This is a genomic window from Streptomyces sp. NPDC059906, from assembly GCF_042730645.1.
GTDB lineage: Bacteria > Actinomycetota > Actinomycetes > Streptomycetales > Streptomycetaceae > Streptomyces > Streptomyces rubrogriseus.
The window spans coordinates 184392-210830 of the sequence record NZ_JBHWKU010000011.1 but is presented as its reverse complement, the minus strand read 5'-3'; the positions used below and the strand labels follow the sequence as shown (position 1 = coordinate 210830).

Sequence of the window (26439 nt, the reverse complement as noted above, 5' to 3'; positions counted from 1 at the left end):
ACGGTGGAACCATCCCAGCCCGTCTGACGTGCAGGTACATGGGATGCCTGGGATGCCGTCCCGGGCTGGACAGGGGCCTTACGAGGACGGGGAGACCGGTGCCGACACAGCACGACGGCGACAGCACCGACGAGGTCGCCGAGTTCGCGGCGCTGCTCAGGGAGCTCAAAGAGCACACGGACCGCAGCTACGGCTCGCTGGCACGCCGTCTGGGCATGAACACCTCGACGCTGCACCGCTACTGCGCCGGTGACACGGTGCCGCTCGACTTCGCTCCCGTGGAGCGCTTCGCCGCCCTGTGCGGGGCGACCTCGGGTCAACGCCTCGAACTCCACCGCCGTTGGCTGCTGGCCGTAGCGGCCCGCCACCGGCCCCGCACGGCGGAACCGGGGCAGGGCACGCCCGGCGCCGCCGAAACGGGCTCCACGCCTCCGCCCCCGCGCCACCCCTGGTACCGCCGTAGGCCGCTCGTTGCGGGGACGGCCTGTGTCTGTGCCGTACTCGCAACGCTCGGAGCACTGTCCGCATTGTCCGCAGTGCCGGACGGACAACGGGCGTCCGCCGACGGTCCCGGACACGTCTCCGGCCCGACGGCGTCCGGCACGGCCACGGCCCGAGCGTCCGAGACACGGGACGCGTCGCCCAGTCCGCGCGACTCCCCCACCGCCGACACCTCCGAGCAGCCGCGCGGCCCCGCCGCCCCGAAACAGCAGCCAGGCACCTCCCGTCCGCACGGAACGACCACCGCCCCGTCCCCCGGCGAACAGCCGGCCGGGCTGCCGCTCACCTGGTCCGTCAACTCCCAGGCCTGGAAACTCGGCTGCGGCCACGACTACGTCATCGCCAAGCCACCGAGCCAGGTCCCCCCTCCCCCTGCTCCGCAGGACGCGGCACCCTGGGCGGCGACGCAGAACGCGGTGCACGGCAAAGAGACGCTCGTGCAGTTGTCGGTGCAGGGGCGCAGCGACACCGCCGTCGTACTGGAGGCTCTGCGCGTGCGGGTGACCGGCCGTGCGGCTCCGGTCGAGGGCAACGCCTACGCCATGGACCAGGGCTGCGGCGGCTCGATCACTCCCCGGTCCTTCGCCGTGGACCTGGACAAGGACCGCCCCATCGCCCGCGCGGTCGCCGGGAACGACTCCGGCACGCCGATCCCGGCCGTGCGCATGCCCTACCGCGTCTCGGCGAAGGACCCCGAGGTCCTGCTGGTCACGGCCACGGCCGGCTCGTGCGACTGCCGCTGGTACCTGGAGCTGGACTGGTCCTCCCAGGGCCGTACGGGCACCGTGCGCATCGACGACGACGGCCGCCCGTTCCGCACCACCGCCATCGAGGGCCTGCCGCGGTACATGTACGACACCCTGGGCCGCAGGTGGGGGGCTTACAGCTGACGGGCCTCCCGCCGGCGGACGGCGGCACCGGCCGCGTCCCCGCGCACGAGACGGGCGTTGTCAGTGGGTCCTGGCAGGGTGCGTGCATGACGAACAGTGAGCGTGCCCGCATGACACGGATCCTCAGCGGGTTGCCGGCAGCGGCTCGAGAACTGCTGTTGGAGACGGACTGGGCTTCCCACCGGCACGCCTACGGCTCCGGCGAGGACATACCCGTCTCCCTGTGCTCCCTCGTGGACCAGGATGCCGAGGTGCGGTCCGAGGCGTTGGCCGTGTTGGACATGGGCGTGCTGCATCAGGGCTCTCTGTACACGGTCACCGCGCCGGCGGCGCTGTTCGTCGCCGCGATCCTCGACCATCCCCTGTGCCTCGCCGAGCACGAGGGACACTTCCCGTGGGACGACGGGGCGCCGCGCAGCTTGCGGGCCGCCCTGCTCGACTGGCTGGGCCAGGTGGCCGAGTCGGCTGCCTACGGGGAGGATCCGGCGCGGGACCGAGCCAACTGGGAGTGGCAGCCCTGGCACGAGGACGCGCGAGGCGAGCGCGGCCCCGACGAGCTCGCGGCACTGCGAGCGTGCCGGGACATCCGTCCCGCCCTGTACGACGCCGTCGAGCCGTTCCTCTCCTCCCTCGACCCCCACATCTGTGAGTCCGCGCTCGGCGTCGCGATTCCGCTCCTTTCGGCCCCGGCCCTCGCCGACCGGGTACCGCGCGCCGCCGCGCTGCTGCGGGACCGGCTGGGCACCATGACGGGCCGGCGGGAACGAGCCGCCGTGGCGCGGGCACTGAGCCGTTGGGGAATGGACACCTCCGACCTGCTCGCCGACTCCGACCCGGCCGTGCGGGTCTGCGCCGCGCTCGGTCCCGTCCGAGTCGACCGGCCCCGCGCTCTCGCCGTGCTCCTCGACGCGCTGCGGAACCCCCGAAGGACAGACGGATGGTTCCCCGAGCCGCTGCGTGGGGTCGACGGGCGGTTCCGGTTCACCGTGCTGCGTTCCGCGCTCGATCTGGCCGCGTCGTTCGATGAGGTGGCACCGGTGACCATCGCCATGGTGGCCGCCGGCCGCGGATCCGTCGTCGACCACGAAAGCGGGCCGATCCTGTTCAGGGCCTTCCCCGGTGGCTACGACCCGACCCACTCGCTCACCTCGGCCCAACGCGCGCTGCTGCGGGCGTTCGTGGACACCGACGAGGCGACGGGCAGCATCGGCGGCAATTGGTTGTGGTTCCGCGCGGCCGGGCTGCCGGAGAACCGGGAGGGGGTCGCCGCGTTGCTGCGTAGCTACCCGTGACCCGTGACGCCGTCCCCGGTCAGGCACGGTGCGTGGATCGGCTGCCTGAACTCGCTCTGACCCGCCTGGCGCGGGAGGTCCCCGGTAGCCCAACGGCGATGGGCGGTGGCGGGCGACGTCAGGCCTTGAGTGTGGCGGCCGACCTTGCGGCCTGTTCGATCCTCGCGCGGTGGGCGGCGCGGGCTTCGTCGTCGATCTTCTCCTCGTGTTCGGCGCGCAGGCCGGTCCGGCCGTCGAGGCCCTCGCGCAGGATGTCGGCCTGCCCGGTGTGCCGGACGGACTCGCCGAGGACGTGGACGATGACGGCGAACAGGTTGGTGTTGGACCAGGGCTCCGGCCACCACGGCACGTGGCCGGGGGCGTCGAGGGGAAGCTCGTTGATCGTCGCGTCCGAGTGCTGCCACGTGCGCCGGTAGAACCCGATGATCTGATCGCGGGTCTCGTCCGCGGCCGCCCACTGGTCACTGCCGTCGGAGTCCTGCCACCGGCACAGCGGTTCCGGGCAGGGGCGGCCGAAGACCTCGCCGAAGTACCTGGCCTCGACGGTCGCGACGTGTTTGACGAGGCCGAGGAGGTTGGTCCCGGTCGCCGTCAGGGGTCTGCGGGCGTCGTACTCGGACAGGCCGTCGAGTTTCCACAGCAGCGCCTCGCGGTCCCGCCGCAGTCTCCCGTGCAGGTTGTTCTTCGCGAATTCATCGATCATGCGGCATGAACCTTCCATGAGCTGTTCGTATGCTCAGGATCCCGTACGTGGTCCGGCGACCCGACCCATGACAGTCGATGCGCAGGCGTACCAGGTGTGGATCCAGCCGGCGGTGAGCACCGCCGCGCCGCCCGCCAGGGCCATCGCGCCGCCTGTTCCGATGCCTGCGGCCGCCGAGCCGAAGCAGGCCGGCCCGACGCCCTGCAGCGTCATGCTGCCGGAACCGAGCAGACCGAAGGCCTGGCCCTGGCCGTCCGGCGGCAGGGCGTCCAGGAACGGCCGTTGCAGGCCCAGGCCGTAGGCGAAACCGAAGCCGCAGAGCAGCAGCAGACAGGACGAGACGCCCTCCCCGGGCTCGGTGGCGAAGCCGATCAGCGGCAGTCCCGTCAGCACGGTCAACGGGACCACCAGCCGCTCCCGGGCGGACGGCCGTAGCAGTCGGCCCACCAGCAGGTCACCGACCAGCATGCCGACCGGCAGACAGCCCATCAGCACCGCGTACCAGCCGGGCGCGAAGTGGTGTCCTCCCGCATAGGCGACGATCAGACCTTCCGCTCCCGCGACGAACGCGGGCGGCAGCCACTGGGCCAGCATCAGCCGTCGCACCGCGCGTCCCCGCAGCAGCAGCCCGGCACCGTGCACGCTTGCCCGGACGGCACCGCCGTCGCCCCGAGCCCTGCCGGGCGGGCCGCCGGACACTGCCGGCTCCAGCCGGGGCAGCCGGATGCGGACAGCGAGCGCGCAGCCGAGGTAGAGGGCGGCGCTCAGCGCGAGCGCCCGGTGCGCGCCGAGTACCGCGACGACCGCACCTCCCAGCGCCAGGCCGAACAACTGCGCGCCGGAGGAGGCGACATTGTTCAGTGAACGGCCGAGCACATAGGCGTCGCCCTCCAGCCACTGCGCGACCAGCCGACTCGACGCGCCGCCGAACACCGGTGTGGCGAGGGCGACCAGCGCCATGACACCGAGGCTTGCCGCGATCGGCATCCGCACCAGGGCGAGCAGCAGGGCGGCGGCGCACTCCAGGGCGTAGCCGCCGGCGATGAGCGCGCGGGGCGGCAGCCGGTCGGCCAGTGAGCCCAGCAGGAGCGAGCCGAACAGCTGCGGGAGAAAACCGATACCGAAGGCCAGTGCGCTCAACAGCGCGGAGCCCGTGGCGGCGAAGACCAGCACCGAGAACGTGGTGATCCGCAGTGCGCCCGCAGTGATCGCGACGGTGCGGGTCGAGAACAGCAGCCTGAATCGCGGCTCGGCCAGCACCTCCCGGTAGGTGGCACGGGCGTGGTCCTTCGCGGGCTCGGCGGTCGGGGTCATGACGCCAGCCTCGCCGCGCGCGCAGAGGGCTCACCAATGATTCGTCGCTGGACGAATCGGAGCGACGTCCCGCGGTAGCATGGCCGCGTGCTGCGCTTCGAAGTCTCGGTTGAGGATCTGCTGCGCAGCCGCTTCGCACTGTCGCCCGCGCTGGACCTCTGCCTCCTGCTGCGCTCGCTCGCCGGCCAGGACCGGCCGCTGCCGCGAGCCTGGGCCGCCCGGCTCCGGCCTGCCTTTGAACGCCTTCGCCGCGAGACCGAGCTGAACGCCGCCCTCGCCCTGCAGACCCCGCAGTCCGGACCGAACTTCGTCGCTCCGCCCCCGCGCGGCCTCAACCAGACCTGGGCAGACGACCTGGCCATGATCCGGGCCACGCCTCTGGAGGCGGCCCGGCACGAAATCGCCGCCTCCGCGACCGGCCCGTTTTTCCGCGATCCGCGCGTACGCGCAGTGCTGGAGTCGACGGACGCGGTCGCCAGGATCGCCAGGGTGATGGACCAGGCGTGGCACGAGCTGCTCGCCACGGACTGGCCGCACCTGCGCGCGATCTGCGAGCGCGATGTCGTGCACCGGGTGGGTGTGATCGGCGAACACGGATGGGCCACGACCATCGAGAGCCTGCACCCGGGCATCGCCTGGCAAGCGGGCGGCATCGAGATCGGCTTCTTCCGAGGCGGAACGGTCCGCCTCGCCGGCGACGGGCTACTGCTGATCCCTTCGGCCGTCGTCGGGCACATCGCCGCCCAAACGGAAGACCCCTGGCCCAGGACCCTGGTCTACCCCGCCCGCGGCACCGCCGCCCTGTGGGGCGAACAGGAGGCCGCTCCCCCACCGGACGCGCTGACCGCTCTGGTCGGCCGGGCCCGAGCCCGGCTGCTGTTGGCGCTGGACGCCCCGGCCAGCACCAGTCACCTCGCCCGGAGCCTCGCCATGGCGCCCGGCGCGGTGGGCGACCACCTTGCCATCCTGCGGGGAGCGGGTCTGCTCGTCCGCGCCCGGTCCGGACGGTCGGTACTCTACCGGCGCACCCCCCTCGGCGAGGCCTTGGTCGCCGGCTCGGGCTGACCGGCTACTCCTCGGGCTCCCACGCGATCAGCCGCTCGAACACCTGCTGGTCGCCCTCGGTCTTCAGGTCGCTCAGTGTGAGACGGCCCCAGACGAAGAGGAGCAGTTGCTCGGCCGTGCCCGTGGCCGAAGCGGAGGGGGGCGCGGCGCTGTCCGTGAGGGGTGCGGGCCAGGCGCCGGTGGCGTCCAGCTCGAGGAGCCAGGAGCGGCCCTCGGTGGCGTGGTAGTGGATGGTGGCGGCCTCGTGCGGCCAGGCGGCCGGGGTGGAGTTGCAGGTGTCGAGGAACTCGGCCACGCCGTCGATCGCGACGTCGGGCGGCATCGGCTGCACGGTGCCTGCGGCGAGCTGGGCGTCGTAGGTGTGCACCAGCACCTCGTGCACCCGGCGCCGTGCAACACCCCGGGCATTCGCCGGCGACACACCGGCGCCCCACCATGTCCAGCACTCGCGCTCCGGGCCGGCCTTGCGAAGCGCCCTCAACAGCAGCTCGTTCGACTCGGAGTACCAGGCCAGCAGCGCCTCGGGCTCGCGCGGCACCTCCGCGGCGTGCTTGGCCGGCGGAGCCTCGGCCGGGCCCGCGGCGACGATCTCGGCCCACCAGCGCTGGCCGGTACCCAGGTGCCGCACCAGATCGAACAATGTCCACTCGGGGCAGGACGGCACCGGCGCGTCAAGGTTCGGCCCGGCGGCGACCGCACTCCGGAACGCGGCCGACCGCTCGTCGATCAGTTGCAGCAGGGCTGCGTACTCAAGACTCTCTGTCACATCGCTTACCTATCACCACGGATCAGCCGACCGCGCCCTATTTTCCAGGCCGCTAGTCTCTTCCCGAACGGCGCTAAGAGCCGCTTCGCGCGACTGGGACTGTCACCGTCTGTACCGCTGCGCGACGGCCGTGAAGGCGGCCTTGGGTTCCCATTCCATGTCGGGGCAGGTCTGCCCCCGGCGTCCTTCGAGGAGTTTGACGATGCCCAGGCCGGCCCGGTCCAGGTCGTCCCTGGGGTCGCCGTCCGGGCGGTGCGGGTAGCCGGGCAGGGCGAACAGGAACACGAACGCGCTGTCCACCCCCTCGGTCTCGAAGATCTCCAGCAGTTCGCTCAGATACGCGGCCTGGCCGGCCTCGTCACGCTCGTACACGCCGGTCAGCCGTACCGGGGCCCTGGTCGCCGGGTCGTGCTCGACCACTTCCAGCACCCGGCCGCCACGGTCCCCCGCACCGCGGTATGCGGCGGTGCCGAACCCGGTGATGGCGAGCGGCTTGGAACCCTGGGCCAAGGTGCGCACCGCGTCCCGGAACCGGTCGGCGACCTCCGCGGAGCGGATCAGTTCGTACGTCACCATGTCGAAGGGGGTCCAGTCGATCTGCTCGAACTGGATGGCCGCGTAGGTGAGTTTGCCCCGGAAGTGCTCGCGGACCGTGGCCGCGGCCTCGCGGAGGAATGCGTTGACGCGCACGCCGAGTTCGCGCATCGCTTCGGCTCGCCGCTCGGGGCGGCGCATCAACTGCTCGACCCGCTCCTCGGGGCTGTCCCCCGACAGGAACCCGCGGTTCATCACGCTCAGTTCGACCCCTGCGACGAACACGACGGCGGCCCCCTGCTGCCGGAGCCGTTCCGCTCGCTCGGCGCAGTCGCGGAACAGCGTGAGGATCGGCTCGGGGTCCAGTTCCAGCGGGTAGGGCGAGAACCAGACCTCCAGGCCGAGCTCGGCGGCGGCACCGGCGGCCAGCTCCAGGCGGTCCGGGTCGCCGCCGATGATCTGGACCGCGTTGCAGTGCAGGTCGTCGCGGATGATGGCGAGTTCGCGCCGGACCACCGCGGGGTCGAAGTGCTCGCGGGACGTCTGGCCGTGCACGACGAATCCGGTGTCGTAGGTCATTCCTCTTGCTCGCATGGTGCCGCTGTCCTCTCCGTCGGTCCGGGCGGATCGAGACTGACAGGAAACATGCGTGCACGCAAGTTTACGCCTGGGCAAGTTTACGTGCGCGCAAGTTTGCGGGCACGCAGTCGCGCATGGAAAGCTGACACGGTGACGACACCACCACCAGGGCTGCGGGAGCGGAAGAAGCAGGCCACGCGCGAGGCGCTGCGCGCAGCGGCTCTGCGCCTGGCCGTGGAGCGCGGACCGGACCAGGTGCGGGTCGAGGACATCGCCGAGGCGGCCGGGGTCTCGCCGCGCACCTACAACAACTACTTCGCCAGCCGCGAGCAGGCCATCGTCTCCGCCGTGACCGCGGACCGGGAGGCGCGCATCGCCGCGGCGGTCGCGGCCGGGCCCGCGGGAGTACGCCTGGCCGAGGCCGTCACCGAAGCCGTGGTCGAGCAGTACACGAACACCGGCGAGCGTGAACACCGGGCGCTGCTGCTGATCACCAGCCGGACCGCGCTGCGCGACGCGTTCCTCGACACGACGGCCGGCATCGAACTCCCTCTCACGGCGGTGCTCGCCGAACGGCTGGGAAACGCCGAAGCCCACACGCCCCGCGTCCTCGCGGCAAGCGTGACCGCGGCGGTGCGCATCGCGCTGGAAGGGTGGCTGCGGCCTGCCGGGAGCGCGGAGTCCGACGGGAGCCTCGCCGCCGGAGGACTGCTCGTGCCCTCCGGTTCGCTGGCGGACCGGCTCCGCACGGTGCTGGCCCCGCTCGCGCCCGCGTTCGACGCCGCGGAGCGACGCGCGCAGCCGTGACACCGACACGGCCGCGGTTCGGTCATCCGAGTATGGCGGACGAACCGGCGCCGTTCTCGTGATGTGGGAGAGCGGCTGGAAGACGGCCTCCGGTGTCAAGGCCGCGACCGTCGCCGCGGCCGGCTGGGGCGACAACGACATCGGGTTCGATGTGGACCCCTCGGCCGGCGCGGACGGCATCAGCCCCGCTGAAGGGTGCGGTCGTGCTCGCGGACCGCGATCCGGGCCAGCTTGGTCAGCATCATGCCGTTGCGGACCTCGACCAGGTAGTCCACGGGCAGTCCGTGCATCCGGATGCCCGGGCCCCGCAAGGCGTGCCAGTCGAGTACGAAGAGCGTGGCGTCGCCCCAGGGCACCAGCTTCATGGCGATGCGGGCCGCGCCGAACGGTTCGGCCCGCGCCTCCAGTTCCAGGCGGCGTTCGGGTTCGCAGACGCGGACGACGCAGGTGTCGTCGAGGACCAACGGGCCGGCCCCGACCCGGACGCGCAACCGGGCGCCCACCTGGGGCCAGTGCGGGTCCGCGGCGAGGACCCGCTGGGTTCCGGTCACCCATTCCCCGTAGCGGTGTCCGTCGGACAGCAGGCTCCAGACCTCGGACGGGGTACTCAGGATCAGACGACGGTTCCGGGCCAAGCTGAACGCTCCCTCGGGACGACGGCGACGACAGGGCGACGGGCGACGGGGCGGGGGCACTAGGTGATCCCCGGTCTGCGGCGTGCCCGTCGACACTAGCCCGGTGCTTCGGCGGCCCAGGGGAACGCGCCGACGCATGGGTCCGTCCGGGCGAGGCACCCCCGCGACGGCTGCGGCCGGCGGCATGGTGCGTCAGTTCTTGACCGCGACCCCGCAGACGGACACGTCGGCCGTGGGCTCTTCGTGCCCGCCTGCGTCCGGGCGCCAGGAAGCCGTGGCGACAACCCCGGGCTCCACCAGGTCCAGTCCGGTGAAGAAGGCGGCGATCTCCTGCGGGGAGCGCAGGTGGTAGGTGTTGGCCGACTGGCCGTTGTAGACCTGGACCGCCCTGTTCAGCGCCTCGTTGTCGTCGGTGCCGTCGCTCAGGGCCAGATAGCTGCCCCGGGGCAGCGCCGCCATCAGTGTGTCCAGCAGCTCCGCGGGACGGTCGGCGTCGGAGATCTGCCCCATGATCCCGAGGGTGGTCAGCGCGACGGGGCGGCTGAGGTCCAGGGTTCTGGCGGCTTCGGCCAGGATCCGCTCCGGGTCCCTGACATCGGCGTCGACGTAGGCGCAGGCACCCTCCGGCGCGCTGGTGAGCAGCGCCTGGGCATGCGTGAGGACGAGGGGGTCGTTGTCCACGTACACGATGCGGCTCTCGGGCGCGATGCGCTGGGCCAGCTCGTGCGTGTTGTCGGCGGTGGGCAGTCCGGTGCCGATGTCGAGGAACTGGCGGACACCGGCCTCGCCGGCCAGGAAGCGTACCGCGCGTGCCAGGAACCGCCGTTGCAGGCGGGCGACGGCGGCGAACTCCGGGAACGTCGTCAGGATGACGTCGCCGGCCTCGCTGTCGACGGGATAGTTGTCCTTGCCTCCCAGCAGGTAGTTCCAGACCCGGGCGGAGTGCGGCCGGTCGGTCTGCAGTCGCGCCCTGACTTCTTCACGCGGATCAGTCATAGGCAAAGCTTCACACACCGCCGTACGGCTGGGCGCGCAGTACTGAACTTCCCCGCGCCGCCCGGCTCAGACGGACGGCGTGAGCGGGGGCCGCAGGCCCAGCCACTGCTCGGCGTCCCAGGCCCGGAACCGCTCCACCTCGGTGAAACCCAGCTTCGCCGCCAGGCGCATCGAGGCGGTGTTGGCGGTCTGCGTGTTGAGCACCACCGGCTCGCCCGGAAGGACGCCGTCGAGCCAGTCCAGTGCCGCCGCGCACGCCTCGGCGGCGTACCCGAGTCCCCACGCCCGCGGCAGGAACAGGTAACCGAGGTCGACCTTCCCCACCGCAACCGGGCAGCGGTGCTCCCGCGTTCGCCTGAGCAGGACCTGGCCGATCATCTCCCCGTCGAGGTCGACGACGAAGCTCCCGGGCCATCGCTCGGGGGTCCCGGGCAGCTCACGCTCCAGTTCCGCACGGGGGCGTGGACCGCCGAGGTAAGTGTGCACCTCGGGCGACGCCAGCAGCTCGACGAACGCCGGCCGGTCCGCGGCCCCGGGCTCCCGGAGCACGAGCCTCGCGGTCCTGATCGCTGCGGGCGGCCACGCGACGGGTCCCAGATCTGACATGCGCGCAGACTAACAAGTCCTGGTTCCTGTGCGAGAAGAGATCACTCAGGGGCGATGACTTCGCTCCGGACCGGGAGTCTCCTTCAAGAACGCCTCCGCCGGACGCCAACTGGTCGGGCCAGGGGACACAGAGAGCGACCTTGACAGGAGCCCAGACCACATGACCGATCCGGCACCGACGGCAGACCCTCATCGCGAGACCGGGGTCTGGCCCGCGATCCACACCGAGCGAGCGGCGCTGGCGGCCGATCTCGCAGATCTGACGGACGAGCAGTGGGCCGTGCCGTCGCTCTGCGCCGGTTTGTCGGTGCGTGAGGTGCTGGCGCACCTGACGGCGGGTGCGAGTCTCAACACCGTGCGCTGGCTGGTGGGTGTGATCCGGTGTCGGTTCGACTTCGACAAGCAGGTGGCCGTGCGGCTGGCCGAGCAGCTCGGCGCGACCCCGGGCGAGACCCTTGAACGTTTCCGCCGCGTCGTCCCGAGCACGACCAAGCCTCCCCTGCCCGCCCTCGCCATGCTGGGCGAGACCATCGTGCACGGAGAGGACATCCGGCGCCCGCTGGGCATCCACCGCGACCACCCGATCGGTGTCGCCACCGAGGCGGCCGAGTACTACGAGGGTTCCGACCTCGTCGTCGTCGCCAAGGGACGCATCGGCGGCCTGAAGCTCGTCGCGGACGACGGCCCGTTCGTGACCGGTTCCGGGCCTCTCGTGTCCGGTCGCACCCTGGCCCTGGTGATGGCCATGACGGGGCGCGCGGCCTACTGCGACGATCTCGAGGGCGACGGCGTGGCACTCCTCCGGAGCCGTATGCATCTCTGACCTCGGCGAGTTGTCAACCCCGACGATCGTCAGGGCCCGGGGCTGCCGTTCGGCCCGGGTGTCCGGGTGGGCGTGCTTCTACGTTTCCGCTCATGGAACGAGAACCGCGAAAGAAGGTCCCGGGCGGCCGGTGGCTCGCCGTACCGGCCGTCCTGGGTACGGGAGCAGGAGTGATCGCGTGGCTGTCCCCCGGCGGGCTGGGCCGGCCCGGCCCCGTCGAGGTCACCGGCGGGGCTTCGGCGTCCGCGTACCGGTCGGTCACGGGGGCGTTGGCGGACGCGCCGTCATGGGCGGGGGCCGCTCTGGAAGTCGCCACCGAGGGCACGCTCGTGGTCCTCGGAGCGCTGCTGCTGTGGGCGGCGTGGACGGCAGTGCGCCGCAAGGACGCCCGAGGGGTCGCCGGGGCCGTGCTGACCGGCCTCGGCACCGTCGTGGCCTACGCGGCAAGTGAGGCGCTCAAACTCGTGGTGGACGAGGAGCGCCCCTGCCGTGCGCTCGGTGCCGGGGCCGAGGCGGTCGCGGAGTGCCCGGGCGTCGGGGACTGGTCGTTCCCGAGCAACCACGCCACCCTGGCCGCCGGGCTGGCCGTCGGTCTCGCCGTCCTGCGCCCCCGGCTCGCCGTGGTCACGCTGCCGTTGGCCGGGGCGGCCGCGCTGCTGCGCGTGCTGGTGGGGGTGCACTACCCGCACGACGTGCTCGCCGGTGCGACGCTCGGCGGCGCCGTCGTGGCGGCGGTGCTCCTGATGTTCTGGCCGGCGGCCCAGGGTGCGGCCTCACGGCTGGGGAGTCTGCGGCGCGATGATGCCGGCCTCGTGAGCCACGACCGCGGCGGCGGCCCGGTTGTCGACGCCCAGCCTCGCCAGGAGGGAACTCACGTGGGCCTTGACCGTTCCCTCCACCACATGCAGTCGCCGGGCGATCTGACCGTTGGACAGACCGCCGCCGAGAAGGGCGAGTACGTCTCGTTCCCGGGCGGTGAGGGCCGCGACCCGGTCACGGGCGGCGGAACGCCGGCCGGCCAGGGTGCCGGCACCCGTGGCGGCGAGGTGCGCGACGACCCGGGCCGCGACCCGCGGTGACAGGTAGGCGGCGCCCCCGGCCACCGCACGGACTCCGGTGAGCAGTTCCTCGGGCTCGCCCGACTTGATCAGGAAACCGGCCGCGCCGCCGCCCAGTGCCTGCAGGATGTAGTCGTCCTCGCCGAAGGTCGTGAGCATGATGACGCCGGTGCCCGGCACGGCGGTGCGGATCTCCGCGGCGGCGTCGATGCCGTTGAGGCCCGGCATGCGGATGTCGAGTACGGCAACCGCGGGACGGTGGCGTCGCACCAGTTCCACGGCGTCGTGCCCGTCGGCGGCCTCGGCGACGACGTCTATGTCCGCGGCGGTGGCGAGGACGGCGCGCACCCCGGCACGCATCATCGGCTCGTCGTCGGCGATCAGCACCCGGATCATCGCGCGCTCACGGGACGACCGTACCCAGGGACACCAGGGTGTCCTCCCGGAAGCAGAGCCGGTAGGCGTCGCCGGACCGGTCGTCGAAGCGGTCGGCCGTCATCGCGTAGTACTCGCACGTCGTGCCCTCTCCCGTCGGCTCGTCGGCCGGCGGCCGGTAATCGGTCTGCCGTTCCGGCACGAGTCGCCTCACCTCGGAACGATCTTGCCCCACGTGCAGGCGGGCGTAGTCACGCGGGTCCAGAACCGACTGTGCCGCCGACCGGGTCTCCCAGACCATGAGCGCCCCGCTCAGCAGCGCCGCCGTCACCAGGGGCACCATGGCCGCGGCGACCAGGGCCCGGCCGGCCCTGCGCCGGGCGCGGCGGTGTTCCTGCGGCACCGCGTCGCCGCGGGAGGCCGGGAGCGCGGGCGTCGTGAGCGGGGGTGGCAAGGGGTGCTGCGGGGGCGGCGAGGGGTGGTGCGGGATGCGGGCGACGACCGCGTACCCTCCGTCGCGCGACCCGTGACGGAACGAGCCGCCGGTCAGCCGCACCCGTTCCCCGAGGCCGATCAGGCCGAGCCCCCCGATGCCGGGCCGGGTCCGCACGCGGTCGGCGGACGGCGGCGGGCCGTTCTCCACGACGACGTCCGTCCCGGTTGCCGTATGCGTCACGTGAACGGTGGTCCTCGCGCCCGGTGCGTGTTTGGCCACGTTGGTCAGGGCCTCCTGCACCACCCGGTGCGCCGCCCGCGCCACCACGGGCGGCAGGTCGTCCGCCTCGCCGTCGACGCGCAGCTCCACGGGCAGGCCGGCCTCGGACGCCTCGGAGGTCAGCCGGGTGAGGCCGGGGTCGTCCGGCTCGACCGGCGTCGCGCCGGTCTCCTCCCGCAGGACACCGATCACCTCGCCGAGGCGTTCCACCGCGGCCGCCGCCCTGGCCCGGATGTCGGCCGCCGCCCTCTGGTGGTGTTCCGCGAGGTCCGGCGCGAGCTTGAGCGCGCCGGCCGACAGGGCGATCAGGCTGAGGTCGTGGCCCAGCACGTCGTGCATGTCCTGCGCGATGCGCGTCCGCTCCCGCAACCTCGCCTGGTCGGCGATCAGTTGCTGCTCGCGTTGCAGTTGACCGGCGCGCTCCCACCCGGCCCGGACGAGCTGGCGGTACTGGCACCAGAACCGGCCCGCGAACCAGGGCAGCATCATGGCGGCGACCACCACGGCCACGAACCGGCCGGCCAGCGGGAGCCAGGCGGGAACGACGGACAGGGCCGTCACACCGGCCGCGAGGACCGCGAGCAGGGCGAGCGCCGTCGGGGCCGTCCGCCCGGGCCGGCGTCCCGCGAGGAACGCGGTGACGGCGGCCGGAACCGCCCACCACAGGGTGGTCACGCTCAGGCCGGCGGCCACGGCGGTGGCCGCGTTGAGGAGGGTTCCTGGATCACGTAGCCGCCGCTGGAGCGTGTGCTGGGGCGTTGCTGCCGCCCCGCTGTCGGTCAGTGTGCTGTCCACGGAGGTGACGGTACGGACCTCGGGCGGCGGCCGACCACTGCCGAAAGTCTCATTCCGTCCAGTCGATGATGCCCGTGACCTCGTCGCCGTCGACGAAGACGTGCGCGATCTGCAGGTCGGCGGGCAGGACGCCGTCCGCCACGAGCGACGCGCACTCGTCGTCGAGTTCCGCCGCCGGCGTCCCCGGCAGTGCGGTGATCGCGAGCACGGGCGGCTTGTGCCACAGGACCCGCGGGGTCGGGACCGGCACGCGGGACAGCGCCTCGATCTCCTCGCAGGGTCGCACGCTCGGAATATCCCGGGAGTGATCGCCGGTCCCCCCGGTTTTCCGCGGACCTGCCGACGACTGCCGTTCAGGGGTGAACTCCGACCGACTCCTCGAAGGCGGCAGCCTGTCGGCGTCCGGTGAGGTGGGTCGTCAGGCGGGACAGCAGGGCGACCGACTCGCTCAGCCGCCGTCTTTCGTCCGGGTCGAAGGTCTCGCGGATGGCGGTGCCGAGGGCGCCCGCGCGGAGGGTGCGCTCTCGCCGGAGACGGGAGCGGCCGGCGTCGGTGAGGCGCAGCAGGAGCTTGCGGCCGTCGTCGGGGTGCGGCTCCCCGCGGACCAGGCCGGCGGCGGAGAGGTCCTTGACCGACTTGGCGGCCGACTGGTGTGTGACGCCGCGCAGTCGGGCGAGGTCGGCCGTGGTCAGCGGGCCGTCGCGGTCGAGGAATCCGAGGATGGCGGCTTCGCCGGGGGGCATGGTGTCCACGGCTCTTACCGCCCGGACCAGCTCACCGATCGACCGCCGCAGCTCTTCGGCCAGCGCGTCTTCGTCCATGGAGCCATCCTAGCCGGAGGTATCGCACTTGGTTGTACAGTTAGGTTGTACCTATGGGCAGGAGTGCTGCTCGATGAAGGCGGAAGGACGAAGGACATGGCGGTCGTGGAACTCACCAAGTTCGGTCATGCGTGTGTGCGGCTCGAGAAGGACGGGCGCCGCCTGGTCATCGACCCGGGCGGTCTGACCGGCCCCGAGGCGCTGGACGGCGCCGACGCGGTGCTCGTGACGCACGAGCACTTCGACCACTTTTCGGAGGAGGCGCTGCGCCGGGCGGCCGCGGCGCGTCCGGGTCTGCGCATCTGGACCAACTCCTCCGTCGCGAAGCGGCTGGACGGCCTCGGCGCTCAGGTCTCCACCACCGGGGACGGGGACGCCTTCAGCGTCGCGGGCTTCGACCTCACGGTGCACGGAACCTGGCACGCGGTCATCCACCCGGATGTCCCGCGCATGCCCAACATCGGGTTCCTGGTGGACGAGTCCCTGTTCCACCCCGGCGACGCCCTGACCGTCCCCGGCACTCCGGTCGGCACGCTGCTGCTGCCCGTGCACGCTCCCTGGTCCACGGTCGGCGATCTGATCGACTACGTGCGCGAGGTCGCTCCCCACGACGCCTACGCCGTCCATGACGGCGCCCTCAACGACGTCGGCACCGCGATGGTCGAGGGCTTCCTCGGCGAGCGGGGGCCCGGGGTCCCGGCTCGCTACCGTCGGCTGGCCCCGGGCGCGAGTGTCCGGATCGGGTGAGGTCCGGCGGCGCCGGTCACGGCGTGCCGACGCCTACGTGGTGTCGTCGACGTAGTCGAGGTGGTCGCCGGTCACCGTGTAGCGGCCCGTGTACGCGCTGCGCCGGTCCCCCCGGGCCTCGTCGTAGCGCCCGTCCGGCAGCAGCTCCTGACGGATGTGGCCGTCCGCGGTCACCCACATGCCGACCACGTCGGCGTTCTCACGGTTGCGCCGGTCCCGCGCGTTCGCTGCCTGGGTGCGGCACACCCGGGCGGCGCACCGGAGCACCGCCTAGCCTTGGCGGCATGGACGACAACCACCTCGGGGAGTTCCTGCGCGCGCGCCGCGCCGGTCTGCGGCCGCAGGACGTCAACATGGCGAGCCACGGCCTGCGCAGGGTCGCCGGACTGCGCCGCGAGGAGGTCGCCGTCCTGGCCGGGGTCAACGCCGACTACTACACCCGGCTGGAACAGGGCCGCGAGCGTCACCCGTCCTTGCAGGTACTCGACGCTCTCGGCCGCGCGCTCCACCTGGACCCGGAGGCCCGCGCCCACCTGCACCGCCTGGCCGGGGTGTCACCGGCCGGCCGGGACCTGCTGCACGCGACCGAACGGGTCGGTCCCGCGCTGCGTCAGCTGATGGACGGCTACGCCCACACCCCCGCCTTCGTCATGAGCCGCACCCTCGACGTCCTGGCCGCCAACGCCCTGGCCGACGCGCTCTTCGCCCCCTTCACGCCCGCGGACAACCTGGCCCGCATGATCTTCCTCGACCCGGCGGGCCGGGAGTTCTACCAGGAGTGGGACCGAGCCGCCCAGGCCGTCGTCGCCAACCTGCGCCAGGCACACGGATTTGATCCGGAGCACCCGCGTCTGAGGCGCCTGGTGGACACGCTCACCGAGCACAGCGCCGTGTTCCGGCGCCTGTGGACGGAGCACTTGGTGCGCGGCAAGACCCAGGACGCCAAGCGGCTCCTCCACCCGGACGTCGGCGCCCTCTCGCTGACGTACCAGTCCTTCGACGTCCGTGACGCTCCGGGGCAGCAACTCGTCATCTATCACGCCGAGCCGGGCGGCCCGTCGGCCCATGCCCTGGGCCTTCTCGGCTCGCTGCACGCCGGTGAGCGGCGGCAGGGCGCGTCCGACTCGGCCACGAGCTGAGCGTCGCGAGCGGGATCCGTGAGTGCCTGGTCACGCTTCTGCGCGGCCGGAGCCGAAGAACCCGATCATCTGCTCCAGGCCGTCCGGGCTGAACATGGTGTCCAGGCTTTCGGCGGACTCGACGGCGGACGCTTCACTGCGGGGAAAGAGGCCCTCCTCGTACTGAGTGAGCGCGGCCTCGGTGTCGCCGGGGTGAGCGGCGAGGGCGAGGGCGAGTTCGGCACCGTCGTACATGGCGAGGTTGGCGCCCTCACCGGCGAACGGGGACATCAGGTGGGCCGCGTCACCGAGCAGGGTGACGCCGGGGGTCCGCTTCCAGCGGTGCCCGACGGGCAGAGCGTGGATGCGGCGCGCAGTGATGGTCTCCGCGTGGGCGACCAGGCCGCGCAGGCCCTCGTCCCAGCCGTCGAAGTGGGCGAGGACCGCGGCTTTGGCGGCGCCGTGGTCGGTGAAGTCGATGGTGTCGATCCAGTCCTCGTCGGCCCTGAGCGCGGTGTAGACGTGCAGGCTGCCGTCGGTCTCGCGGTGGGCGAGGAAGCCGCGCCGGTCGGCGAGGCAGATGAAGAAGCCACCGCCGACGAGGGCCGCGCTGCGCGGGTGGCGGGTGTCGGCCTCGTGCAGGTCGGTCTCGACGAAGGAGATGCCGGTGTAGGCGGGCTCGGCGTCCGAGAGCAGCGGCCGGATGCGGGACCATGCGCCGTCGGCACCGACGAGCAGGTCGGTGGTGATGGCCGAGCCGTCGGCGAAGGTGACCTCGTGCCGGCCGTCGTCCAGTGCCCGGGCGCCGCCGGTGGCCTTGCGCCGCCACTGGACCGTGCCGTCGGGGAGGGAGTTCAGCAGCAGGCCGCGCAGGTCTCCTCGGTCGACCTCGGGGCGGCCGCCGTCGCCCTCGTCCCCGGTGGCGACACGGACCGTGCCGTCGGGGCCGACCAGGCGCATCGCCTGGCCTCCCTCGTGGATGATCTCGCGGAACTCGTCGTGGAGGCCGGCGGCCCGGATCGCCTCCTGGCCGTTCTCCTCGTGGATGTCGAGCATGCCGCCCTGCGTGCGGGCCTCCGGGCCCGACTCCAGGTCGAAGACGGCGGATTCGATTCCGTTCACGTGCAGGACCCGGGCGGCGGTGAGGCCGCCCAGGCCGCCGCCGATGATCGCGATGGGGTGGTGGGGGGTGCTCATGGTGGCCTCCAGGGGGCGCGGTGGGACACCTCCAGGGTAACGAACATGTTCGTAGCGAACAAGTTCGCCCGTGCGCTCACAGAGGTGCTGGACAGCGAGCGAGGGGTTCGGCAGCCGGAATGCGGCCCTTCAGCCGGCCGTGCCCGGCGCCTGGCCGGGGACGGGCGTGCGGGTGATCCCGTTGACGAGGACGTCGAACGACCAGCGCAGGCGGTCGCGGGCGGAACCCCCGATGAGCAGGGGCATGTGGGAGGCGATCGCGGGATGGGTGGCCTCGTCCACGTCACGCAGGGCCCGGACGGTGGCGCTCCAGTCCTCGTGGGACGCCGGATCGTGTTCCTGGGTCGCCTGCTCGGCGGCGGTGGCGGTGGCGTCCTGCAAGAGCTTGTCCACGCCCCAGGCGACCTGCGCACCGGGGGCTCCACTGCGGGCGAGCAGTTCGAGGACCCGTTCCACGAGACGCAGGTAGTTCTCCCCGCTGGGGCGGGCGACCAGGGCCGACCGGGCGAGCTGCGGGTGTGCGAACAGTACGAGGGTGTACGAGGTCAGCACGGCCCGGAGCTGCTCGCGCCAGCCCTCCTCGGCGCCCGCACCGGTGAGGTCGACCTCGCCCAGCAGCGCGTCCAGCACGGCCGCGTGCAGTTCGGCGGTGTTCGCCACGTACACGTAGAGGGAGGCGGGGCCGGTGTCCAGCTCCTGCGCCAGGCGGCGCATGGTGACCTTCTCCAGCCCCTCCGCACGCATGAGCGCCACCGCGGTGTCGACGATCCACCGCCGGGACAGTGCGGGCTTCGCCGGACGGTCCCGGCGGCTGATCGGGGCTCTTCTCGCTGCCATGTCCCCGATCGTAACGAACACGTTCGCCCCGTGGTCGGGACCGTGTCAGCGGGGGTCCTGACGGAGATGCCGGTCCTGCCCCGCCCCGTGTCCGGCGACTGCCGTGGCGATCCCGAGGACGGCCAGGACGGTGAGCGGAAGCGTCCAGCTGTCCGTGGTGTCGTGCAGGATGCCGAGCAGGAGGGGGCCGGCCGCCGCCACGAGGTAGCCGATGGACTGGGCCATGCCCGCCAGCGCGGCGGCTTCGCCGGAGCTGCCGGCGCGCTGGCTCTGGAAGGTCAGCGCGAGGACGAGGCAGGCGCCGCCGCCGAGTCCGAGCAGGGTACACGCCAGGACGGACAGCGCGGGAGCGGAGACCAGTACGGTGAAGCCGCCCGCCACGAGGACCGAGGCCCCGGCCGCGGTCCATCGCTGATCGTGCCGGCCGCGGGTGAGCAGGGGCAGTAGGCTGCTGGAAGCCAAGGACACCACCTGGTAGTAGAACAGCATCCACCCGGCCGTGGTGCTGCTCGTGCCGCGGTCGATCAGGATGCTGGGCAGCCACGCGACGGCGGTGTAGAAGGCCAGGGACTGCAGGCCCATGAAGAAGGTGACCTGCCAGGCGAGCCGCGACCGCCAGGGCACCGGGCTGTGCGTCCCACCGGTGGACGCCTGGGGCTTGTCACCTCGCATCCGGGGCAGCCAGGCGAGGAACGCGGCGACGGTGAACGCGACACCCCAGGCGAGCGCCGTGCGCCAGGAACCCGGCACGGTGTGGGCCAGCGGCGCGGACACGCCCGAGGAGACCGCGGCCATGAGGCCCATGACGGTCACGTAGAGGGCGCTGACGCCCTGGATGCGGTGCGCGGGCACGCTTCTTCTGATCAGGGCGGGCAGCAGCACGTTGCCGAAGGCTATGGCGGCGGACAGGATCACCGTTCCGGTGAACAGGAAGACGACGGAGGGAAGGGAGCGGACCACCGTTCCGACGGCCAGCACACCGAGCGACGCCACCAGCAGGCGGGCGCTGCCCCATCGGTGGGAAGCCCGGGCGACCAGCGGCGACGTCGCGGCGAACGTCAGCAGTGGGAGCGTGCTCAGCAGCCCGCCCCAGCTCGATGTGAGACCACTGCCGTGCTCGATCTCCGGCAGCAGTGCGCCGACACCGGTGAGAGTGGTGCGCAGGTTCGCCGCCACGAGACAGATCGCGACGACGAGCCCGACCGACACGGCGGGCCGGGCGGACTGGGCGCGGTCGGCGGCCGGTATTTCGGAGGTGGAGTGCTGGCGGGGGGCCGAAGCCGGCTGCGGACTCACTGTTCCCCCGCAGCTCGCGGCGTGTCGGTCTCGTGGTCGCGGGTGAGCCGGACGATCGCCGCCGCCGCGTCCCGGGCGCCGCCCGCGTCCCGGGCCTCGATGGCGTCGACCAGCCGCCGGTGCAGACGGGCGTGCTCCCCGGCGTGGACGGCGTCCCAGGGCAGGCCCCCGAGGGACGCGGTGAGCGCCGTACCGAGGTGGTCGTACACCTCGATCAGCAGGTCGTTCCCGCTGGCCCGGACCACGGCCCGGTGGAACAGCGCGTCGACGCCCGTGGCCGCGGCCGGATCCTCACCGGCGCAGGCCGCGTCGGCGTCGGCCAGCAGCTCCCGCAGCTGCCGCAACTGACGCTCGCTCCGGCGCAGGGCCGCGGCTCCCGAGGCGTACTCCTCCAGAACGGTCCGCAGTTCCAGCACCTTGTCCCGCTGCGTGGAACTCGCCCGCCGCACCATGACCGACTGCAGCTCGCTCGACGAACAGACATACGTGCCGTCCCCGGCTCGTGGCTCCAGCAGACCCAGGTGCACCAGTGCGCCGATCGCCTCCCGCAGCGTGCTGCGTCCGACCCCGAGCTCCTCGATGAGGGCGTGTTCCGGCGGAATCCGCGTCCCCACGGGCCAGCCCCCCGCCTCGATGTGTGAGCGGAGGCTGTCCACCAGTTGCGCGGACAGGCTGGCTGTCCGTCGCGGTGCGCTGATGCGTTTCATGGCGGCAGCCTACACAAACATCAGACATTTGAACATCATGCTTTTGTCCAGGCGATGCGGCCGCGAACGGGCCGCATCGTGCTGGGACCAGTCGTTCAGTCGGAGTCCGCGTCGCTCACACGCGGTCGGCCGCGATCAGGACGTACTGGAAGGAGCCGTCACGGTAGGACTCGATGAACGCCTTCTCGATTCCGGTGACCAGCGAGGACGTGGCCCGCAGCTCCCAGTAGGGCAGCGTGTCCGGGGTGAGGTCGACGATGGTGTGCGGCACGAGCCGGTTGTCGGCCATGGCGCGCAGGTACTCGCGGCGGGAGTGGATGTTGCACTCGAAGTGGGCGTTGATCTGGGAGACCCACTTCGACGGCTGGCCGTAGCGGGGGTTCCAGCAGCCGGTGATCGTCACGTAGCGGCCGCCGACCTTCAGGAAGCGGGAGTGCTCGCTGAACAGGTCGTGGAGGTCGACGTACATGGTCGACTCGTTGTTCCACGAGGCCGAGATGCCGCCCTTGTCGAAGGGCGTGTCGAGCATGTTGCACACGCGGGAGCGGACGTGGTCGTCGATACGCAGTTCCCGCGCGCGCCGGTTGCCGAAGTCGGCCTGGGCGGCGGACAGGGTCACTCCCTCGACCCGGCTGCCGAAGCGGCGGTGGGCCATGACCATGGAACCGCCGCGTCCGCAGCCGGCGTCGACGAGGGTGTCCTCGGGACCGACCTGGCCGAGGTGGTCCATGAGGAACTCCGCCTGCGCCGACTCCAGCCGGTGCAGCTCCGCGATGACCTTCTTCTCGTACTCGCTGTGCTCCGGGTCGCCGACCGCGGCACGGTCCACGGCGCCGATGCCGTAGTGGTGGTGATAGAGCCCGTCCACGTCACCGAGGCGGAGGTTGACCGGCCGCGCCTCGTTGTTCCAGTAGCGGGCGATGTCCTCCTGGTACGGCGTCGCCGGGGCCGGGATCCTCGCGGTGGCGGTCGCCGTGGCGGGGGTTTGGGTGGCGGTGGTCTCAGTGGTCACAGATACGTCCGTTCTCTACCAGAAGTCGGGCAGGCTGTAGCGGTAGGTGTTGGTGCGGTGCCAGTCGTGGTTGCCGTCGACCCAGGCGGCAACGCCCTTGAGGAAGCGCAGCACGGGGGGCAGGGGGCAGGCCTCCGCGAGATCGGCCGCGGCCGCCTCGAAGGAGTGCTGGAGTTCGTTGTGGACCTCGACGGCTTTGAGGTAGGCGTCGCGTTCGCAGAGCTGCTCGCGCTCGGCGATCACCACCGGAAGGTTCAGGTGGCGGCCTGGGCTGTTGAGTTCCTTGGTGTAGGAGTAGAGGTCGTTGACGATGGTCGTCGCGTTGCCGGCGAGGGCGATGACCCGTTGCATCTCCGGGCGGGCGTGCAGGTCCGCGGGCAGTTCGTAGCCGCCGACGGTGTCGGTGATCGTGGGGCAGGGGCGGAAGTTGTTGAACTGGCGCATCGCCAGGTACTCCCACACCTCCGGGACGTGTCCGGTCTGTGCCCAGGCGCCCTCGGCGAGGTAGCCCAGGTGCAGCCGGGCCATGTCGTGGCGGTAGCGGTCGGACTGGGAGGGCGTCGCCGCCCGGACGAAGTAGCCCATGGCGCTGTCGTACGCCCGGCGCGGGGCGTCCGATGCGAGGGACTCCTGCCACATCGGCGTGTATTCGGCCGTGGAGTGGAAGTGGTCGATCGCGGTGTGCGCGAGCAGGAGGCGTCCGCCCAGACCGACGGGTGAGCCGCCGTGGTCCTCGCAGTAGCAGTCGTCCACCGCGTTCTCCGCGACCATCAGCCGGGTCGCGAGCATCAGGTGGTCGACGGTCGGCGCGTCGGGGTGGCAGGCGACCATGTAGCGGCCGACCGAGAAGCCGTCGAACTGCCCCTCCCATTCCTCGGGGTACAGCTGGACCTCGTCCTCGGCCCAGCGCTTGATGCGGCGGCTCACCTCCTCGACGCGCACGGGGTCGGGTTCCGGGACGGGGTGGTGGTAGAGGCCGGGGACGGCTCGCCCGGCGGCGGGCGGAGCGGACGCCGGGGCCCTTGGATCCGGTTGCCGTCCGTACCTGTCGGCCGGGGTGAGCGAGGTCGTGCCCGGCCCGGTCGGCCCGCGCAGGATCCGCTGGAGGGCGGTGCCGCCCGTGGCCGTGTCGAGCGTGTCCCCTGCGGCGGGGGCGGGCGCCGGGGGTGGTGCCGGTTCGGGCATCGTGACCGGCGGATGCAGCGCGGCCAGGAAGTCCGACGCGGCCGGCGTGACCGAAGCGCTCGGGATCACCGGGGCGGGGACGTCCGGCAGGGTTGTGGGCGGCGTCGGCCCCTGCTCGGGGGGTGGTGTTCCGAGGGTCCCGGAGTCGGGCATCGGCGGCTCCTTGCTGCGGCGGGGTGGGCGTGCTGTTGCGCGTGCGGCGGGTCGGGGCTGGCCCTGTGGACGGTGCGGGGCTTCAGCGCGACACCGGGGCGATCTGGACGTTCTCCATCACTCCGAGGGCGTCGGGCAGGAGCACCGCGGCGGAGTAGTAGGTGCTGACCAGGTAGGAGATGACCGCCTGTTCGTTGATGCCCATGAACCGCACGGAGAGGCCCGGCTCGTACTCGTCCGGCAGTTCTGTCTGACGCAGGCCGATCACGCCCTGGTTCTTCTCGCCGGTGCGCATCGCGATGATGGAGCTGGTCTGCTCCTTGCTGATCGGGATCTTGTTGCACGGCAGGATGGGGACGCCGCGCCAGGCGGGGACGGACTGCCCGCCCAGGTCGACGTGGTCGGGGTAGAGACCGCAGGCGTTGAAGCCGCGTCCGATGGCGGCGATGGTCCTGGGGTGGGCGAGGAACAGTTTCGTGCCACGTCGGCGACAGAGCAGCTCGTCCATGTCGTCCGGGGTCGGCGCGCCGGTGCGGGGTTGGATGCGCTGCTTGAAGTCGGCGTTGTGCAGCAGTCCGAACTCGCGGTTGTTGACGAGTTCGTGTTCCTGGCGCTCGCGCAAGGCCTCGACCGTGAGCCTGAGTTGCTCCTCGCTCTGGTTCATCGGCCCGTTGTAGAGGTCGCCGACCCGGGTGTGGATCCTCAGGACGGTCTGTGCGACGGAGAGCTCGTACTCGCGCGGCCGCAGTTCGTAGTCGACGAAGGTACCGGGCAGTTCGGCCTCGCCGACGTGACCGGCGGACAGGGCGATCTCGGCCTCGCCGTGCTTGGTCTGCCGCTGCCGCGCACGCGTGTGGAAGTCGTCGACGTGGGCCCGCAGCTGCGGCGCGGAGGCCTGGACCGCGGTGAAGTCGGCGCGCGTGAGGGTGAGGAGGGTGCCGGAGGTCTCGGCGGTGAAGGTGCGGTCGTGGCGGGCGTCGGGGTCCGCCAGCGCCTGCTCGCCGAAGTGGCTGCCGTCCGCGAGCACCGCGGTGGTGATCTCTCCTCCGTACTTGCCCTCGGTGGTCTGGCTGACGCGACCGTGGGCGATGAGGTGGATGCGGTCTGCGGGGCCGCCCCGTTCGACGAGGACCTCATCCGCCGCGAAGTCCCGTTGCGTGCAACGGTCGGCGAGGGCGGTGAGGACGCCCGTGTCGGTGAAGCCGCGCAGCAGGGCCAGCTCGGTGAGTTCTCCGGGGATCACCCGGACCCGGGCGCCCTCCTGGACGAACTGGATGCGGCCGTCGCCGAGGGTGTGGCGCAACCGTCGGTTGACCCGGTAGGCGCCGCCTGCGGCCTCGACCCAGGGCAGCATGCGCAGCAGCCAGCGGGAGGTGATCTCCTGCATCTGCGGGACGGACTTGGTGGTGCCGGCGAGGTTGCGGGCAGCCGCGGTACTCAGGGACTGCTGCGGTGCCTCGGGTGGGGTCTGAGCTTCCGGGATGCTGTCGACGGACATCGGGAGGCCTTCTCCTTGCACGACGGGTCGACCGGCGCACACAGCTGCGCCGACGGGCGGACGGGAGGGGTGGACAACGAGCCGGAGGGACCACGTGAATCCGCCCGCTTTTCAGAAAGCTAGCTGCTGGAACGGCCGCATCCACCAAGGTGACGGGAGGCTTACCCCGAAGCAGTGACAATCGGTCGAATGCGGTTTATCGGCCCGTTGGTTGAGATCTCTCCGTGGGAGAAGGGCTGGACCCTCACGTGGCGTCAGGCGGCATAGTCGGGGCCGTGGAAGATCACTGGACCGTGGGACGCGTGGCCGAGTTGGCCCACGTGAGCGTCCGCACGCTGCATCACTATGACGAGATCGGGCTCGTTCGGCCGTCGGGGCGCACCGCGGCCGGGTACCGGGCCTATTCGGCGGACGACGTGGAGCGACTGCGGGAGGTACTCGGCTATCGACGGCTGGGCTTCGGACTGCGGGAGGTCGCGGAACTCGTCGGCGACCCGTCCGCCGACGCCGTCGCGCACCTGCGCCGGCTGCGCGGCCTGCTGCTGGAGCGGCGTGAGCGCGCCGACGCCATGGTGGCGGCCATCGACAGGGAACTCGACGTACGGGCGAAGGGACTGAAGGTGACACCGGAGGAGCAACTGGAAGTGCTCGGTGCACGGTTGTACGACGAGATCGGCGGCGCGTACACGACGACACGGCGTACCGAGCCGCGGATCGCCGCGCGGATCTGGGACGCGCTCGGGGACGCGCGGACGGTGTTGAACGTCGGTGCGGGCACCGGCTCCTACGAGCCCGCCGATCGCGACGTGACCGCGGTGGAGCCGTCGGCGGTCATGCGGGAGCAGCGGCCTGCCGGGGCGGCGCCGTGCGTGGCCGCCGCCGCGGAGAGGCTGCCGTTCGCGGACGGCTCCTTCGACGTCGCGATGGCCGTCTCCACCGTTCACCACTGGGGGGACCCGATGGCGGGGCTGCGCGAGATGCGGCGCGTGGCCCGCCGCGTGGTGGTGCTCACGTTCGACACCGACGAGCCCGGATGGCAGGACCGGTTCTGGCTCACCCGCGACTACCTTCCCGAGTTCGCCGCCGTCCTCGCGGAGTTTCCCTCGCTTGCCGGGATGGCCGACGCGATCGGCGCCCGCGCCGAGCCGGTGCCCGTTCCGTGGGACTGCGCCGACGGTCTGTTCGAGGCGTACTGGCGCCGGCCCGAGGCGTATCTGGAGGAGCGTGTGCGCCGGGCCGCGTCGGTGTGGACGAGGGTCGGGCCCGAGGCCGAGCGGCGGGCGGTGCGCAGTCTCGGCGACGACCTCGGCTCCGGCCGGTGGGCCGAGCGCAACAGTGACCTCGCCGCCCTCGACGCGGCGGATCTCGGCCTCCGCCTGCTCATCGCTTGACCTGGGCGCCGGCCCTGGCCTTC

General features: G+C 72.1%; 25 protein-coding genes and 3 pseudogenes. 9 read left to right on the top strand and 19 right to left on the bottom strand.

The features are described 5' to 3' along the window. Positions 1-38: 38 nt before the first annotated feature. Positions 39-1391 (top strand): helix-turn-helix domain-containing protein, encoded by a 1353-nt coding sequence (locus ACFV9J_RS19380; protein ID WP_385355849.1) that lies wholly within the window; start codon positions 39-41, stop codon positions 1389-1391. Between the two features lie 86 nt (positions 1392-1477). Further along, on the top strand, positions 1478-2683 hold the full coding sequence (locus ACFV9J_RS19375) for a hypothetical protein (RefSeq protein WP_385355848.1): 1206 nt from the start codon (positions 1478-1480) through the stop codon (positions 2681-2683). A gap of 118 nt (positions 2684-2801) precedes the next feature. Here the strand turns inward: ACFV9J_RS19375 and ACFV9J_RS19370 are convergent, their stop codons facing one another. Continuing rightward, positions 2802-3386 carry a DinB family protein gene (locus tag ACFV9J_RS19370; protein ID WP_385355847.1) on the bottom strand — a complete coding sequence of 195 codons (585 nt, stop codon included), beginning with the start codon at positions 3384-3386 and terminating at the stop codon, positions 2802-2804. Positions 3387-3419: 33 nt separating this feature from the next. Beyond that, the gene (locus tag ACFV9J_RS19365) at positions 3420-4700 is read right to left on the bottom strand and encodes an MFS transporter (protein ID WP_385355846.1); all 1281 of its coding nucleotides are present in this window, start codon (positions 4698-4700) and stop codon (positions 3420-3422) included. Between the two features lie 87 nt (positions 4701-4787). On the opposite strand from ACFV9J_RS19365, the gene ACFV9J_RS19360 reads away from it, so the two are divergent. After that, positions 4788-5765, top strand: coding sequence for a winged helix-turn-helix domain-containing protein (locus ACFV9J_RS19360; RefSeq protein WP_385355845.1), 978 nt, complete (start codon positions 4788-4790; stop codon positions 5763-5765). 4 nt (positions 5766-5769) lie between these two features. Here ACFV9J_RS19360 and ACFV9J_RS19355 read toward each other — a convergent pair whose 3' ends face one another. Together ACFV9J_RS19355 and ACFV9J_RS19350 are read right to left on the bottom strand one after the other, a co-directional pair. After that, positions 5770-6531: a maleylpyruvate isomerase family mycothiol-dependent enzyme gene (locus ACFV9J_RS19355; protein ID WP_385355844.1), complete on the bottom strand. Its 762-nt coding sequence runs from the start codon at positions 6529-6531 to the stop codon at positions 5770-5772. A gap of 102 nt (positions 6532-6633) precedes the next feature. Further along, positions 6634-7644: a hypothetical protein gene (locus ACFV9J_RS19350; RefSeq protein WP_385355893.1), complete on the bottom strand. Its 1011-nt coding sequence runs from the start codon at positions 7642-7644 to the stop codon at positions 6634-6636. Between the two features lie 150 nt (positions 7645-7794). Between ACFV9J_RS19350 and ACFV9J_RS19345 the strand changes: the two genes are divergently transcribed. Continuing rightward, positions 7795-8451 carry a TetR/AcrR family transcriptional regulator gene (locus tag ACFV9J_RS19345; protein WP_385355843.1) on the top strand — a complete coding sequence of 219 codons (657 nt, stop codon included), beginning with the start codon at positions 7795-7797 and terminating at the stop codon, positions 8449-8451. Positions 8452-8630: 179 nt separating this feature from the next. Here ACFV9J_RS19345 and ACFV9J_RS19340 read toward each other — a convergent pair whose 3' ends face one another. From ACFV9J_RS19340 to ACFV9J_RS19330, 3 genes are all read right to left on the bottom strand, one after another. Further along, complete coding sequence (locus ACFV9J_RS19340; RefSeq protein WP_385355842.1) at positions 8631-9086, bottom strand: SRPBCC family protein; 456 nt, start codon at positions 9084-9086, stop codon at positions 8631-8633. Positions 9087-9278: 192 nt separating this feature from the next. After that, positions 9279-10082 (bottom strand): SAM-dependent methyltransferase, encoded by an 804-nt coding sequence (locus ACFV9J_RS19335; protein WP_385355841.1) that lies wholly within the window; start codon positions 10080-10082, stop codon positions 9279-9281. 66 nt (positions 10083-10148) lie between these two features. Beyond that, the gene (locus tag ACFV9J_RS19330; protein WP_385355840.1) at positions 10149-10688 is read right to left on the bottom strand and encodes a GNAT family N-acetyltransferase; all 540 of its coding nucleotides are present in this window, start codon (positions 10686-10688) and stop codon (positions 10149-10151) included. 160 nt (positions 10689-10848) lie between these two features. Between ACFV9J_RS19330 and ACFV9J_RS19325 the strand changes: the two genes are divergently transcribed. Further along, positions 10849-11511: a maleylpyruvate isomerase family mycothiol-dependent enzyme gene (locus tag ACFV9J_RS19325; RefSeq protein ID WP_385355839.1), complete on the top strand. Its 663-nt coding sequence runs from the start codon at positions 10849-10851 to the stop codon at positions 11509-11511. 92 nt (positions 11512-11603) lie between these two features. Then, positions 11604-12251 (top strand): annotated as a pseudogene (locus ACFV9J_RS19320) (phosphatase PAP2 family protein); the annotation flags it as partial. Between the two features lie 33 nt (positions 12252-12284). Here the strand turns inward: ACFV9J_RS19320 and ACFV9J_RS19315 are convergent. The 4 genes and pseudogenes from ACFV9J_RS19315 to ACFV9J_RS19300 form a co-directional block, all read right to left on the bottom strand. Then, entirely contained in the window at positions 12285-12965 is a 681-nt protein-coding gene (locus tag ACFV9J_RS19315; protein ID WP_385355838.1) for a response regulator, read from the bottom strand. A 7-nt stretch (positions 12966-12972) separates the two neighbouring features. Then, positions 12973-14454: a sensor histidine kinase gene (locus tag ACFV9J_RS19310; protein ID WP_385355837.1), complete on the bottom strand. Its 1482-nt coding sequence runs from the start codon at positions 14452-14454 to the stop codon at positions 12973-12975. Between the two features lie 52 nt (positions 14455-14506). Further along, positions 14507-14752 (bottom strand): annotated as a pseudogene (locus ACFV9J_RS19305) (aminoglycoside phosphotransferase family protein); the annotation flags it as partial. Positions 14753-14807: 55 nt separating this feature from the next. After that, positions 14808-15275, bottom strand: a complete 468-nt coding sequence (locus tag ACFV9J_RS19300; protein WP_385355836.1) for a MarR family winged helix-turn-helix transcriptional regulator — start codon at positions 15273-15275, stop codon at positions 14808-14810. A 96-nt stretch (positions 15276-15371) separates the two neighbouring features. Here ACFV9J_RS19300 and ACFV9J_RS19295 point away from each other — a divergent pair, with 96 nt between their 5' ends. Continuing rightward, the gene (locus tag ACFV9J_RS19295) at positions 15372-16022 is read left to right on the top strand and encodes an MBL fold metallo-hydrolase (RefSeq protein ID WP_385355835.1); all 651 of its coding nucleotides are present in this window, start codon (positions 15372-15374) and stop codon (positions 16020-16022) included. A 39-nt stretch (positions 16023-16061) separates the two neighbouring features. Here the strand turns inward: ACFV9J_RS19295 and ACFV9J_RS19290 are convergent. Then, positions 16062-16202, bottom strand: a pseudogene (locus ACFV9J_RS19290) (Atu4866 domain-containing protein); the annotation flags it as partial. A 104-nt stretch (positions 16203-16306) separates the two neighbouring features. Between ACFV9J_RS19290 and ACFV9J_RS19285 the strand changes: the two are divergent. Further along, entirely contained in the window at positions 16307-17161 is an 855-nt protein-coding gene (locus ACFV9J_RS19285; protein WP_385355834.1) for a helix-turn-helix transcriptional regulator, read from the top strand. A 30-nt stretch (positions 17162-17191) separates the two neighbouring features. Here ACFV9J_RS19285 and ACFV9J_RS19280 read toward each other — a convergent pair whose 3' ends face one another. The 7 genes from ACFV9J_RS19280 to ACFV9J_RS19250 form a co-directional block, all read right to left on the bottom strand. Further along, positions 17192-18337: an FAD-dependent oxidoreductase gene (locus ACFV9J_RS19280; protein ID WP_385355832.1), complete on the bottom strand. Its 1146-nt coding sequence runs from the start codon at positions 18335-18337 to the stop codon at positions 17192-17194. 129 nt (positions 18338-18466) lie between these two features. After that, a complete protein-coding gene (locus tag ACFV9J_RS19275) occupies positions 18467-19174 on the bottom strand; it encodes a TetR/AcrR family transcriptional regulator (RefSeq protein WP_385355831.1) in 708 nt (235 codons plus the stop codon). 45 nt (positions 19175-19219) lie between these two features. After that, on the bottom strand, positions 19220-20470 hold the full coding sequence (locus tag ACFV9J_RS19270) for a CynX/NimT family MFS transporter (protein WP_385355830.1): 1251 nt from the start codon (positions 20468-20470) through the stop codon (positions 19220-19222). Next, complete coding sequence (locus tag ACFV9J_RS19265) at positions 20467-21177, bottom strand: FadR/GntR family transcriptional regulator (RefSeq protein ID WP_385355828.1); 711 nt, start codon at positions 21175-21177, stop codon at positions 20467-20469. The genes ACFV9J_RS19270 and ACFV9J_RS19265 overlap by 4 nt, the downstream gene beginning before the upstream one ends. A 115-nt stretch (positions 21178-21292) precedes the next feature. Beyond that, complete coding sequence (locus tag ACFV9J_RS19260) at positions 21293-22189, bottom strand: geranyl diphosphate 2-C-methyltransferase (RefSeq protein WP_385355826.1); 897 nt, start codon at positions 22187-22189, stop codon at positions 21293-21295. 15 nt (positions 22190-22204) lie between these two features. After that, positions 22205-23527 carry a family 2 encapsulin nanocompartment cargo protein terpene cyclase gene (locus ACFV9J_RS19255; protein ID WP_385355825.1) on the bottom strand — a complete coding sequence of 441 codons (1323 nt, stop codon included), beginning with the start codon at positions 23525-23527 and terminating at the stop codon, positions 22205-22207. 82 nt (positions 23528-23609) lie between these two features. Next, on the bottom strand, positions 23610-25025 hold the full coding sequence (locus ACFV9J_RS19250; RefSeq protein ID WP_385355824.1) for a family 2B encapsulin nanocompartment shell protein: 1416 nt from the start codon (positions 25023-25025) through the stop codon (positions 23610-23612). A gap of 293 nt (positions 25026-25318) precedes the next feature. Here ACFV9J_RS19250 and ACFV9J_RS19245 point away from each other — a divergent pair, with 293 nt between their 5' ends. After that, complete coding sequence (locus ACFV9J_RS19245; protein WP_385355892.1) at positions 25319-26416, top strand: methyltransferase domain-containing protein; 1098 nt, start codon at positions 25319-25321, stop codon at positions 26414-26416. The last annotated feature ends 23 nt before the right edge of the window (positions 26417-26439 follow it).

Coding starts and splice junctions, on each gene's coding strand:
- ACFV9J_RS19380 (WP_385355849.1), top strand. CDS start 39: ATGGGATGCCTGGGATGCCGTCCCGGGCTGGACAGGGGCCTTACGAGG.
- ACFV9J_RS19375 (WP_385355848.1), top strand. CDS start 1,478: ATGACGAACAGTGAGCGTGCCCGCATGACACGGATCCTCAGCGGGTTG.
- ACFV9J_RS19370 (WP_385355847.1), bottom strand. CDS start 3,386: ATGATCGATGAATTCGCGAAGAACAACCTGCACGGGAGACTGCGGCGG.
- ACFV9J_RS19365 (WP_385355846.1), bottom strand. CDS start 4,700: ATGACCCCGACCGCCGAGCCCGCGAAGGACCACGCCCGTGCCACCTAC.
- ACFV9J_RS19350 (WP_385355893.1), bottom strand. CDS start 7,644: ATGACCTACGACACCGGATTCGTCGTGCACGGCCAGACGTCCCGCGAG.
- ACFV9J_RS19335 (WP_385355841.1), bottom strand. CDS start 10,082: ATGACTGATCCGCGTGAAGAAGTCAGGGCGCGACTGCAGACCGACCGG.
- ACFV9J_RS19330 (WP_385355840.1), bottom strand. CDS start 10,688: ATGTCAGATCTGGGACCCGTCGCGTGGCCGCCCGCAGCGATCAGGACC.
- ACFV9J_RS19325 (WP_385355839.1), top strand. CDS start 10,849: ATGACCGATCCGGCACCGACGGCAGACCCTCATCGCGAGACCGGGGTC.
- ACFV9J_RS19315 (WP_385355838.1), bottom strand. CDS start 12,965: ATGATCCGGGTGCTGATCGCCGACGACGAGCCGATGATGCGTGCCGGG.
- ACFV9J_RS19300 (WP_385355836.1), bottom strand. CDS start 15,275: ATGGACGAAGACGCGCTGGCCGAAGAGCTGCGGCGGTCGATCGGTGAG.
- ACFV9J_RS19295 (WP_385355835.1), top strand. CDS start 15,372: ATGGCGGTCGTGGAACTCACCAAGTTCGGTCATGCGTGTGTGCGGCTC.
- ACFV9J_RS19285 (WP_385355834.1), top strand. CDS start 16,307: ATGGACGACAACCACCTCGGGGAGTTCCTGCGCGCGCGCCGCGCCGGT.
- ACFV9J_RS19280 (WP_385355832.1), bottom strand. CDS start 18,337: ATGAGCACCCCCCACCACCCCATCGCGATCATCGGCGGCGGCCTGGGC.
- ACFV9J_RS19275 (WP_385355831.1), bottom strand. CDS start 19,174: ATGGCAGCGAGAAGAGCCCCGATCAGCCGCCGGGACCGTCCGGCGAAG.
- ACFV9J_RS19265 (WP_385355828.1), bottom strand. CDS start 21,177: ATGAAACGCATCAGCGCACCGCGACGGACAGCCAGCCTGTCCGCGCAA.
- ACFV9J_RS19255 (WP_385355825.1), bottom strand. CDS start 23,527: ATGCCCGACTCCGGGACCCTCGGAACACCACCCCCCGAGCAGGGGCCG.
- ACFV9J_RS19250 (WP_385355824.1), bottom strand. CDS start 25,025: ATGTCCGTCGACAGCATCCCGGAAGCTCAGACCCCACCCGAGGCACCG.